Annotated in this window: 13 protein-coding genes; 3 read left to right on the top strand and 10 right to left on the bottom strand. The window is 50.7% G+C overall.

Features of this window, described 5'->3' with window-relative positions; translation table 11 throughout:
- The first annotated feature begins 36 nt into the window (after window positions 1-36).
- Both J1785_RS09140 and J1785_RS09135 read left to right on the top strand, forming a co-directional pair.
- Window positions 37-1,359 carry a cation:proton antiporter gene (locus J1785_RS09140; protein ID WP_217219266.1) on the top strand — a complete coding sequence of 441 codons (1,323 nt, stop codon included), beginning with the start codon at window positions 37-39 and terminating at the stop codon, window positions 1,357-1,359.
- 105 nt (window positions 1,360-1,464) lie between these two features.
- The gene (locus tag J1785_RS09135; RefSeq protein WP_217219265.1) at window positions 1,465-3,093 is read left to right on the top strand and encodes an alpha-amylase family protein; all 1,629 of its coding nucleotides are present in this window, start codon (window positions 1,465-1,467) and stop codon (window positions 3,091-3,093) included.
- 22 nt (window positions 3,094-3,115) lie between these two features.
- On the opposite strand, the gene J1785_RS09130 is transcribed toward J1785_RS09135, so the two are convergent.
- From J1785_RS09130 to J1785_RS09115, 4 genes are all read right to left on the bottom strand, one after another.
- Window positions 3,116-4,102, bottom strand: a complete 987-nt coding sequence (locus J1785_RS09130) for an SDR family oxidoreductase (protein ID WP_217219264.1) — start codon at window positions 4,100-4,102, stop codon at window positions 3,116-3,118.
- Window positions 4,103-4,224: 122 nt separating this feature from the next.
- Window positions 4,225-5,130: a manganese catalase family protein gene (locus tag J1785_RS09125; RefSeq protein ID WP_217157031.1), complete on the bottom strand. Its 906-nt coding sequence runs from the start codon at window positions 5,128-5,130 to the stop codon at window positions 4,225-4,227.
- Between the two features lie 242 nt (window positions 5,131-5,372).
- On the bottom strand, window positions 5,373-5,744 hold the full coding sequence (locus J1785_RS09120; RefSeq protein ID WP_217219263.1) for a type II toxin-antitoxin system death-on-curing family toxin: 372 nt from the start codon (window positions 5,742-5,744) through the stop codon (window positions 5,373-5,375).
- Complete coding sequence (locus J1785_RS09115) at window positions 5,741-5,962, bottom strand: type II toxin-antitoxin system Phd/YefM family antitoxin (RefSeq protein ID WP_129955421.1); 222 nt, start codon at window positions 5,960-5,962, stop codon at window positions 5,741-5,743. The genes J1785_RS09120 and J1785_RS09115 overlap by 4 nt, the downstream gene beginning before the upstream one ends.
- 123 nt (window positions 5,963-6,085) lie before the next feature.
- Here J1785_RS09115 and J1785_RS09110 point away from each other — a divergent pair, with 123 nt between their 5' ends.
- Window positions 6,086-6,778, top strand: a complete 693-nt coding sequence (locus J1785_RS09110; RefSeq protein WP_217219262.1) for a hypothetical protein — start codon at window positions 6,086-6,088, stop codon at window positions 6,776-6,778.
- A gap of 60 nt (window positions 6,779-6,838) precedes the next feature.
- On the opposite strand, the gene J1785_RS09105 is transcribed toward J1785_RS09110, so the two are convergent.
- The 6 genes from J1785_RS09105 to J1785_RS09080 all read right to left on the bottom strand — a co-directional run bounded on the left by J1785_RS09105 (window position 6,839) and on the right by J1785_RS09080 (window position 11,609).
- Entirely contained in the window at window positions 6,839-8,110 is a 1,272-nt protein-coding gene (locus tag J1785_RS09105; RefSeq protein WP_217219261.1) for an alanine racemase, read from the bottom strand.
- Window positions 8,111-8,121: 11 nt separating this feature from the next.
- A complete protein-coding gene (locus J1785_RS09100) occupies window positions 8,122-8,859 on the bottom strand; it encodes an amino acid ABC transporter ATP-binding protein (RefSeq protein WP_217138045.1) in 738 nt (245 codons plus the stop codon).
- Complete coding sequence (locus J1785_RS09095) at window positions 8,856-9,500, bottom strand: amino acid ABC transporter permease (protein ID WP_129955413.1); 645 nt, start codon at window positions 9,498-9,500, stop codon at window positions 8,856-8,858. Before J1785_RS09095 ends, J1785_RS09100 begins: the two co-directional genes overlap by 4 nt.
- Entirely contained in the window at window positions 9,497-10,231 is a 735-nt protein-coding gene (locus J1785_RS09090) for an amino acid ABC transporter permease (RefSeq protein ID WP_129955411.1), read from the bottom strand. Before J1785_RS09090 ends, J1785_RS09095 begins: the two co-directional genes overlap by 4 nt.
- A gap of 49 nt (window positions 10,232-10,280) precedes the next feature.
- Complete coding sequence (locus tag J1785_RS09085) at window positions 10,281-11,105, bottom strand: ABC transporter substrate-binding protein (RefSeq protein WP_129955409.1); 825 nt, start codon at window positions 11,103-11,105, stop codon at window positions 10,281-10,283.
- Between the two features lie 111 nt (window positions 11,106-11,216).
- Window positions 11,217-11,609: a RidA family protein gene (locus J1785_RS09080; protein ID WP_129955407.1), complete on the bottom strand. Its 393-nt coding sequence runs from the start codon at window positions 11,607-11,609 to the stop codon at window positions 11,217-11,219.
- Window positions 11,610-11,821 lie beyond the last annotated feature (212 nt).

Below are 11,821 nucleotides of genomic sequence, written 5' to 3'. Positions count from 1 at the left end.
GAATCATATACAAGAAAGCAGTGCAGGAGGTGAGAGATGAATTTTCTCGACTGGATGATTGCGGCTGGCATCCTTCTACTGACTATGTCGATGCTGACTGGCTGGTTAAATAGAACGCCTGTGCCTATGTTCGGTCTTTATTTAGTTGTCGGTATCGCTTGTGGTCAATGGGGACTGGGACTGGTAAATATCGATGTTTTTAGGCATACCTCTATGATCAGCCGGGCGACGGAAATTGCTATGGCGGCATCATTGTTTATTACCGGGTTAAAATTGCGTTTTTCCTTTAGTGCGCCGGTCTGGAAAATTGGCGTGGTTCTGGCGCTTCCCACCATGTTATTAACCGTCGGCGGTATGATGCTTATTGCACACTATCTGGCGGGCTTTTCCTGGCCCATCGCGTTGGCCTTTGGCGCGATTGTCGCGCCTACCGATCCGGTGTTAGCCAGCCTGGTGGCTGTCAATGACGCCAGAGACAGTGACTGGCTCAGGTTGTCATTATCCAGCGAAGCCGGTCTCAATGACGGGACGGCATTACCTCTGTTGATGCTGGCATTGATTTTCTTTCATGCAAATGAAGCCCCTCTTTCCGCTGATCAGTGGATCCACTGGCTGTCCGTTGACCTGCTTTGGGGATTATTCGCAGGTCTGACCCTCGGCTTCGGGCTGGGCAGGGGCGTTGGCCTGCTCGCGACACGCTCACGACATTTACAACAGGATGTAGCTCCCAGTGATTTCATTGCGCTCGCACTGATGGCCCTGAGCTTCTCACTGGCGACCTATATAAACGCTTCGGCTTTTCTGGCCGCTTTCGCGGCCGGGGTTGGGCTGCGCAGCGCTGAAGTTAGCGTACAAAAACGCCATAAACAGGATGATGAGAACGGTGAAATCCCTCCCGCCGAAACGATGGTAAATCCTCATTCCCGGCACCGTCTTGAGGAACAGGGGCCGGTGAAGTCCGTCGGATTAGTTATCGGTGACGCGTTATCTTTTGGGGACACGGTCGAACGGCTGCTGGCTGCAACCTTAGTTATTTTATTGGGCATGACGTTAGCGCTGCATTGGGATATTGATGGGCTGATGCTTGCTGTGGGGTTGTTTGTGGTTGTGCGTCCGATAGCCATGTTACTGATGACCTGGGAAATGGCCTATTCCTGGAAACAGCGAATGATGATGGGGTGGTTAGGTATTCGGGGTATTGGCAGTATTAATTATATCGCTTTTGCCCTTCTTCACGGTTTGCAAGGCGAAGAAGTAACCAGAATGGTTAACTGCGCAGTGACATTAATAACGTTCAGCGTACTGCTGCATGGTGTTACGGTTGGGCCGCTGCAGAAATGGCGGCGTAAGAAAAAATAGCTATATTGGCGAAGACGTAGCCGCTGATTGTCGCGAAATCATTATTTGCCGCTAAAGTTATTATAAGCACGGTTCAGAATAGGGTTTAAAACAGAGAGTGAAGCGATGAACAGTGACTGGTATAAAAATGCCATTATTTATCAGGTTGATACCGCTTATTTTTTTGATGCGAACAACGACGGAATTGGCGATATCAGCGGTATTCTTAAACACCTTGATTACATTCGTGGTCTGGGGGCTAATGCACTCTGGCTGACACCTTTTTATCTGACTCCTTTCCGAGATGACGGATACGACGTAAAGGACCATCTCACAGTAGATCCGCGTTTTGGTGATATCGCCGATATGGTGATGCTGCTTGAACAGGCTGAAGAAATGGGACTGCGGGTGATAATTGAATTAATTTTACAGCATACCTCAAGCGAACATCGATGGTTTCAGGAAGCCCGGAAAGACCGTCATTCGCCGTACCGCGATTATTATATCTGGGCAGATGAACCCCCTGAAAATGACGATCCTCCCATGTTTCCCGGGGTAGAAAAGAGTGTCTGGAGCTGGGATGAGACTGCGCAGCAGTATTATCGACATATGTTTTATCATGATGAGCCGGACTTAAATCTGGCTTGTCCCGCCGTGATAAATGAAATTGAGCGGGTGATCCTGTACTGGCTCCGGCTGGGTGTTTCCGGATTCAGGCTTGATGCCGCTTCGCACCTGATAAAACAAGCCGGAAAAGGAGATGTCAAAAAAGGTCTCGGGTTACTGAATCATTTACGAAATTTTGTCGCCGTCCGGCACCCCGAAACTATTTTATTGGGCGAGGTTGATGTTCCGCCACAGCAATATAGCGATTATTTTGGCGATAATGATCGCCTGCATATGTTACTGAGTTTCTCACTAAACAAGGCGATGTTTCTTTCCTTCGCACATAAAGATGCCCGCCCCTTGGTTAAGGCGTTGGATGATATTCCCACCCCACCGGCAAGGGCCTGTCTGGCTAACTGGTTGCGTAACCATGATGAACTGGATCTGGCGGGATTAAGCCCGGCAGAACGACGTGATGTTATAAAAGAATTTGGTCCTGAACAGGATACGCATATCTATCAGCGCGGACTGAGACGACGCTTAGCTTCAATGTTTGAAAATGATACAGCAAAAATTGCTATGGCATATTCGGTGTTATTTTCATTACCGGGCACACCTGTTATTCGCTATGGTGATGAAATTGGCATGAGCGAGAATCTGTCCCTGAACGAGCGGAATGCTGTAAGAACACCCATGCAGTGGGACACCACCCGGAATGCCGGTTTTTCTCAAGCTGAACGCGATAAACTGATCGCACCAGTGATGGTAAGAGGACCCAACCGTTACCGGCTTGTGAACGTCAGTAAATCACAAATTCAAAACCATTCACTGCTGCATCTTGTCAGCAACATGGCCCGGACGCGGCTAGGGTGCAAAGAAATAGGGTCCGGTACTCATAAAATCATCGATATGAAAATGCCCTCCCTTTTTGCCATTCGTTATGACTATGACGGGGATGCTTTGCTGATGATTACCAATTTAAGCGATAAAAAAGTGCAGGTTGAGCTAAACGAGCCAGAAATTATGATGCTCACCGAACTGCTTGCCGATGAAGAATATGCTAAGTCAGGACTATTGAAAGCAACAGACAGGTTTCCGGTCAATGGCTACGGCTACCGCTGGTTTACGCTCAAATTCACTCACGAATGAATGCAACGTATGCAATACCGAATTACTTTTTCCTGCCGCTTTTTCGCCATAATAGGGCACAAAAAACGGCGCTAAACATTGTCAGCGCCACTTTACCCGTTCGCGCGGGATCGATGGCAATAACACTGTCCTTCGCTTCACCGCTGAACTTTCCCTTGCTTGTGTGATGACCTTCAACAGGCGTATAGAGATTATCGTCTTCATTTATCGGGTGAGGTTCTGACTGCATTTGTCCTCCCCATGCTTTTTGGGACATCAGCTTATCCAGCCATCCCGGGAAAAACATATTGCCAAGAATGGACTGTACAGTGGATATCCCGACCCATAATTCCCTCGGGGCTAAAAGAGAGGCTTTGTATATGGCCTCCGCTATCGCTTCCGGCTGGTAAACCGGGGCTACCGGACGGGTGGTCCGGGGCAGCTTGTTACGCGACCATTCAAACTGCGGCGTGTTAACGGCGGGGAGATGCACCATCGTCAGCCGGATAGTTGATTTTGAGTGGATAAGCTCTGAACGCAGTGCGTCACTAAATCCCCGTATAGCGGCTTTCGCACCACAATAGGCAGATTGCAGGGGAACAGATCGATACGCCAGGGCTGAGCCAATTTGAATAATATGCCCGACGTTTTGAGATGACATAATTTTTAACGCCTCCCGCGTGCCATTAATGACACCGTGATAAGTGACATCTGTAACACGTTGATATTCTTGCTGACTCATTTCAGTGAAAGGGGAGATGACCGTACACATGGCGGCGTTTATCCAGACATGGACTGGCCCAAGGGTATTAACAATCTGAGTCGCGGCATCTTCCATCTGACCGGTGTCGGCAACATCTGCACTCATCCCAAGCGCGCGGACGCCTGTCGATTCAATTTCTTTGATTGTTGCTGTGAGACCTTGCTGGCTACGGGCAATAACAGCCACATCATAACCATGCTGTGCAAAGCATAATGCCGTGGCTCGCCCAACACCCGCGGTCCCCCCCGTAACCACGACTAAAGGCATAGAATACCCCCTGTTATTTCATTTCTGACATCATCTATCGCTGTGGAATATTGAGGACCGATATTCATATATCCCTATAATCAGCGCCTGCGTATACAGGCGGCAGGCACTGATTAGGATATTCAGGTCTTAGGCTTGATGATATCTGGCTTGGTGTTTTCAATAGGGCCGGTGGAACCAAGCTCAGCGCCCGTGACAGGGTTTATCGACGGGTCAGACTGGGTACGTGCTTTCATCGCATCCAACTGGGACTGCTGTGTTGCATCCAGGCTGACCGAGGCTTCACCCGTTCCGCCATCAACCGCAGGCTGAGGCTGGTCAACATACTCGAATGTCTTATCAGAATTCCAGCTACCACGGACAGTGCCACCTTCTGACATGTTGTAATAGACCTGAGAAAATTGTGGCAGCGGCGGTAATTTGCCCGGCGGGAAATTATCCTGGATCGCGTATAACGCTTTTTCAAAGGACTGCTGATGCGCGACTTCACGGGTCATAAGAAAACTGAGCGCGTCTTTAATCCCCGGATCGTCTGTTACATTGATTAAGCGTTCATACACGATTTTTGCGCGGGCTTCCGCCGCAATGTTTGAACGCAGATCCGCTGTAGGTTCGCCGATGGTGTCAATGTAAGCAGCACTCCACGGCACGCCGGCAGAGTTAACCAGTGCGGGACCGCCGCCATACAGCAGAGAGGTAATATGGCTATCATTCCCTCCACCGGTGAGAGAACGATAAAGGTCTGCCTCTTTTTCGGTCCCTTCAGCCAGCTCACCTTTTGCGCCTTTGTTCAGCATACCGACAATAGTACCGATAATTTCCAGATGACTGAGCTCTTCGGTGGCAATGTCGAGTAAAAGATCCTTCCTGCCCGGATCGTCATCTCCAATCCCTTGCGTGAAGTAGCGGCAGGCTGCCGCCAGCTCTCCCTGAGGACCGCCAAATTGCTCGAGTAATAAATTTGCTAAGCCGGGATTCGGCCCTGCGACACGAACCGTATATTGCAACTGCTTGATATGTTTAAACATGAAGTTTCCTCATTCAAATCGATGAAATATGGGTTGAGCAAATTAAGCCTAGAAAAGGAAAGGGAGATTAACCATAAATAAGGGAAGGATATGAGTATCTGATAACACGTTTAGGATTTTTCTGCATTGAGCAGTTAAAGAGGAAAACTGATCGCCTCAATAACCCTTTCTTTGAAGAGCTTCCCCTGGTGTTATCAGCCACAGAATGTTAATTACACGTATTAAAAGGTGGGAATTAATTTTCAGATAGACTGTTTCAGGATTCCAGCAATATGCCACACATCCAGATTCCCCTGCGCTGCAGCGACAGTCAACTCTTCATGGTCTGGAGAAAACCGAAGAGAAATCCCGTTACGGCGCAGGAACAAAACTGTTGATGCAAATGCCGTTCTTTTATTTGCGTCATTGAAACAATGTCCCCGCGCTATGGCCAGAAGGTATGCAGCAGCCAGAACGTATATATCATTCTCGCCTTCATAAATGTGGCGGTTTAAAATTCGGGTTGCCATACTGTCTATCCGGCCAGGATCGGCATAGCCTGCAAGACCTCCGTAAGCTGCAATCATACGTTCGTGAATACTGATGATGTCTTTACTGGAAAGAAAATAAATCATCGGTTTTTGAGTGCTTCAAGCGTTTGGCCATGTTCAGTAAACAACCAGTCAAAATCCGATTCCGCCTGTATTTTTTGCATTTTTTCATATTGCTCAGCATCAATGACAATGACAGGTTTTGCGGACCGGCGTGTGATCATGATAGGTTCACCGCCGGACACGCCATCAAGGACCGCTGCCAGTTCATTTCGGGCCGTTGTAAAATTTATCGCTTGCATCGTTATCACCTCAATGAAATGTACACCCCAGTTGTACAACTCAATGTACATTTAAAAATGGTATTTTTCAACGCCGCACTCATGACTATTCACACGCATGATTATGAATAAGTAAGGATCACTATGTTCAGTAAAGCACAGCGGGTTGCCTTTCCTGCACTGGTTATCTCGGTATTTTTGCTTACCGGCTGTCCTCCCGCAGCTGAATTCACTCAATGGGAACGTCCTTCTACGACGGAAGAGGGGGTAAAAGCCGCGATGACACAATGTGGTGATCCGGTTGGCTATACACTGAATAACCTGCCCAGAAATGAGCAGGCACTGCAATTCCTTTGTATGCAGCGTTTGGGTTTTACACGTAAGGACGGGTTTGATTTTTGTGAGGTGATGGGAAAACTTCCCGCCTGCGTTGAAAAAAAACAGGGACATCCGCTCAGTCAGTCCCAGCTCGAAGCGCTGCCGTTTGAAGCTGATGAAGGTTTCTATCCGATTAAACCGGATTCCAGCCGGTATGAGGACATGCAGGTCACCTGGCGTAAGGTGGGCGCGCCAGGGGGAGGATTGTCGACGCAAGTTGCCAATGATCGGGAAGCGCTGCCGGTGATGTACGCCTGCGGTTATCCAAAACCGCTCGGGTCGAATCTGGCAGTCGCCAGCATTGGACGCACAGCAAAAACCCAACGCTGCATGATTGATCATGGCTTTGAACCGAAGAACAAAATGATGCTGGTTTGCCGGCCTTACCCGCAGGTGACGGGATGTGAAAATTTATTGAAATATTCATCCGCATTAAATGAAGTCTCTCCGCGCGCATAGTAACTATCTGCAGTAAGCAGTCTGAACCTGCGCCTCCATCGCTATGATTCGATGCTTCACTCAGAATGCTGTTTCCAGTGAGTCTGTGACGCAATATTCATCATCTACCAATGGCAAATACCGCCATTTATCGAACGCGGTACAGGGATGTGAAATACCACAGCCCACCCAATCACCAGGCTTTAATGTATCCTCATCCGACAGCAACAAATATGCATGTTGATCGTTCACCTCGCGGATACGCATGCCAGAAGCCGCACGAGGGGCGCTGCCATCAACATTGCGCACCCACAGCGGATTCGGCAGGTCCTGGTCAAAGGGCACATCACGGCGTCCAAAATCAACAAACGCCAGCCCTGGCTCGGGGCGAGATAACACCCGTCCCCAGATCTCCAGCGCTGCCTCAAAATGATACCGGGCATCAGGTTGGGAAAACGGGGCGATGCGGGCATATAACCCGTTATCGTGTGCCATATAGGCACCCGATCGGATCAGCGGTGTGATCGGTAGCGACAGCCGGGCTTCGGTAAAACAGGTACTGACCACATCAAACCAGGCACCGCCACCGGCGCTGAGAATAATGGTGTCGCTGCTGAACAGCTGCTTCTCGGCCAGCAGCGCAGCGGTGGCGATCAGCATCTGACAATAATCTTGCACCCTGGCGATACCGGTGGCGTCACGCTCCGCCCCAAGCGCACCTTCATAACCCGCTACGCCGACCAGTTGCAGGGCAGGGCAGGCAGCGATCGCGGTCGCGATCTCCAGCGCTTCGCGCTGGGTACGGCAGCCGGTACGTCCGCCACTGACGGACATCTCCAGCAGTACCGCAATGCGGCTGTCGCTGAGATGTTGCTCCAGCAAACGAACTCCTTGCATTGAATCGACGTAGCAAAGAAAGCCATGGTCGGGATGCTGCTTTTGCCATTCGCCTATCCAGTGAATACCGGCGGGGTCGACCAGCTGATTAGCGAGAAATACGTTGCGAATACCAAACTGGCGCAGCGCCCGTACCTGCGCCGGGGTGGCAGCGCTCAATCCCCAGGCACCGCCTTCAGTGACGGCACGACGCAGGATCGCCGGAGACATAGACGTCTTAGCGTGTGCCGCCAGCATCACACCCTGTTCATGACAAAAATCTGCCAGCTGACGCAGATTATTTTCCAGCGCCGATTGCTTCATCAGCATCAGCGGGGAAAACACCATGTTGCTGGCAAATATCGGCGTGCCAGCCGGTAACGGCGCATCGCCGCGGCCTGCAACAGATTTAAAGCGTGGCGCGGGTTGGATCGCATCCAGCAGACCATCTGCCATCAGCGGAAAATGAATTGACATAGCGCCTCCAATTAATGCTCAAGCACACGTGACAAAAATTGCTGAGTGCGGGGATTCTGTGGATGAACGAAAATCTGCTCAGGCGATCCCTGTTCAGCAATTACACCCTGATCCATAAACACCACGCGGTCAGCGGTTTTGCGCGCAAAACCCATCTCGTGCGTGACCACGACCATCGTCATACCTTCACGCGCCAGGCTGCGCATCACCTCCATCACTTCGCCGACCAGTTCGGGATCGAGCGCCGAAGTTGCTTCATCAAAAAACATAATTTTAGGTTCAACCGCCAGCGCCCTGGCAATGGCTACGCGCTGTTGTTGTCCACCTGACAGCTGCGCTGGATAATAGTGTGCGCGCTCAGCCAGACCGACGCGGGTCAGGGCTGCCATGCCGCGTTTATTCGCTTCGGCTTCAGACAGTTTCTGCGCTTTAATCAGCGCCAGTGTCACGTTACCGAGCGCGGTTTTGTGGGGAAACAGGTTGAACTGCTGGAACACCATCCCGACATGACCACAAATTTCCCGGTTGCGTTTATTGTCGTGCAGCGGCACATCGTTGACCCAGATTTCCCCCCCATCGGCTGTTTCCAGTCCGCTCATAATGCGCAGTACGGTACTTTTTCCTGAACCCGATGCGCCAATCAGCACCAGCACTTCGCCGGGCGAAACATCAAGGCTGATCTCTTTCAGTACCTGAGTGGTACCAAACGATTTAGTAATACGGCTCAGCGTAATGGCGGATTTGCTCATGATAACTGACTCCTGGTTTGATGATGTTGAACCCAACGGGAAAGCGGAAAACACACAACGAAGTACAGCACGGCCACCAGACCGTAGATCACCACCGGCTGGCCAATGCGATCGACAATGGCCTGCCCCTGATGCATTAGCTCAGACATGCCGATCATGCTGACGATCGACGTATCCTTAATCAGAGAAAGATACTGGCCCACCAGCGGCGGCAGCACAATGCCGCGTGTCTGTGGCAGGATCACGCTAAAAAAGGTCTGGTATTTAGACAGGCCGAGGATCCACGAGACTTCCCATTGTCCTTTCGGCACCGCTTCGATCCCGGCACGAAACACTTCAGCGATATACGCGCCCTGATAAATGCTCAGACCCAGTATCCCGGCAGCAAACAGATTGATTTCATAGCCGAAATACGCCACGCCGAAGTAGATAAACATCAGGGTGATCAATACCGGGGTTCCGCGGAAAAGCTCGGTATATAACACGGCAACTTGTTGTGCGACTGGCAAACGGCTGGTTCGCAGCACGGCGGTGAGCAGACCGAGTAGGGTACTGCCGATAATCGCCGCCACCGACAGAAGCAGGGTGACACCCAGCCCCTTCAGCAACAGCGGTAACGAGCTGGTGATCAGGTCGTTCATAGCGCGTTCTCCCGCTTCAGTGGGTTAGTCAGCCATTTTCTTGCCCACCAGGCGGGCTTTTTTACCCGGGTAACCAGCGGCGGATGAAACATCCGTCGTCCTGCCAGATTACCGAGCCAGGCAAACAGGTTGCTGAGCAGCAAATACACCACCGTCACCACGCTGAAAGTCTGGATATAGAGCAGGGTACGGGCGTTGATCACCGTTGCCGTGCCGGTCAGTTCGGGTAAGGCAATCGCCGACAGCAGCGAAGTACCCAGTAGCAACTGGATCAGATTATTGATAATGGCTGGCCACACCGCGCGTGCGGCCTGGGGTAACACTACGCTGAGAAACAACTGACGGCGCGGAATACCGAGGATCCACGCGGCTTCCAGCTGTCCTTTCGGCACGGACTGAATCCCGGCACGAAAGATCTCCGACAAATAAGCACCGACGTTAATGCCCAGTGCCAGCACGCCAGCAGTAAAGGCGCTCATGGTGACGCCGAGCGAGGGCAGACCGAAAAAGATAATGAAAATTTGCAGCAACACCGGCGTATTACGGATGAATTCGACGTAGCAGTGACTCAGCCAGCGTAGCGGAGCTAACGCGGAAGCTTTCGCCAGTGCTGCCAGCAACCCGAGTGCGACGGCCAGCATGAAAGCGAGAAGAGTGACCTGCAGCGTGAGCCAGGCGGCGGTCAGGAAAGTCTCGCCATAACTCCACAGGGTTAGCCATTGATAACTCATGAATGGACTCCTTCCTGCGGCGTAGCAAAAGCTGCCACGCCGCAGGTGATCAGAATTGCGGGTTCAGTGGATAACGCGGTTTATCGCCAAACCATTTTTGATACAATCTGGCATTCTCACCGGAAGCGTTGATCTCAAACAGGAACTCATTCAGGTAGTTCAGCCACGCCTGGTCTCCTTGTTTCACGCCAAAAGCGTTGTACTCCAGCGGCACCAGCGCTTCGTTGGTGACGGCGAGCGTCGGATCAAGCTTGGCCTGATAAGCGAGGAAGTTGTTATCCTCGATCATCGCATCAGCCTGACCCTGTTTCACGGCAAGGATCGCTGCCTGAGAGGAATCGTATTCCTGAATTTTCACGTCGATACCCATGCTGCGCACTTCGTCACCATTGGTTGACCCTTTCACCGTCGCGATGGTTTTTCCGGCCATGTCATGCGCCGATTTGATACCGCTCTCTTTACGGACCAGCATCGCTTCGCTTGCCACCACATACGGATTGGTGAAGCCGATCTCTTTGGCGCGTTCCAGATTACGTGTGAAGTTACAGAACACCACGTCCACTTTGTTGGTTTGCAGGTTAGGGATGCGGTTGGCGCTGGTGGTGTTCACCATCTCCAGTTTCACACCCATCTCTTTCGCCAGCGCTTTCGCCAAATCGACGTCATAACCATCAGGATTGCCGTCTTTATCGTAAAAGCCGAAAGGAGCGAAACTCAGGCAATCACCCACGCGCAGCGTGCCACGTTGCAATACGGTTTGCAGCGCCGATTGAGGTGCCGCACCCGCCTCTTTTTTTTCTTCCGTGGGAGTACAACCGGCAACGGCCAGCATGACCAGCGTTCCGGCGATGATTTTTAACGAAATTGCATTCATTATTTTTCTCGCTTATTAAATAGAGACAACATGAAAAACATGAGTTATTAACGGACTGCCGTGGTGTTGGCGAATAAATAAAAATCTCAGGTAGTTATCAGATTAATAATATTATTTTCTATCGGCACGAAAGCATTTCATATCTACTTCCACTTTGCAGTCGACGACTAAATCCTGCACGCTACAAATACGTGCCGGTGGATTTCCGGTAAATATATCGCTGAAAACTTTATTAAATGAACTGAAGTAACGTGCGTCAGTTAATACCGCTGTAACGTGAACCACATCCTCCACTGTATAACCTGCCTCACGCATAATGGACAGGCAGTTATCAAACGCCAACCGGGTCTGTTCGATGATGCCGCCTTCCACCACTTCGCCCTCGCGCATTGGTGTCTGACCCGAGATATATAGCCAGCCATCGGCCTCTACTGCTCGTGCGAACGGCAGTTTTTGCCCACCGGTACCGGTGCCGCCTTCAATACCATAACGTTTGATCGTCATGCAACACTGCTCCTTTTTGTTCTGAGAATGCCCATTTGTACGGCATGGCAGTAGTCTGGTATATCGGACTATTATCTGCAATATCGGATTGCCCAAGATTTGCACAGGTTTTTTATTTTTGCAATATGTCGTGAGGAATTTAATTTTTGTGATGCCGTCGCGATCGCAAAATAAAAATGAAAGAAGCAAGTTTCCGAATGGAAATGTTATCC

It is taken from the genome of Rahnella perminowiae (assembly GCF_019049755.1).
Taxonomy (GTDB): domain Bacteria; phylum Pseudomonadota; class Gammaproteobacteria; order Enterobacterales; family Enterobacteriaceae; genus Rahnella; species Rahnella perminowiae.
The sequence above is the reverse complement of the archived record's forward strand: the minus strand, read 5'-3'. Positions and strand labels throughout refer to the sequence as shown.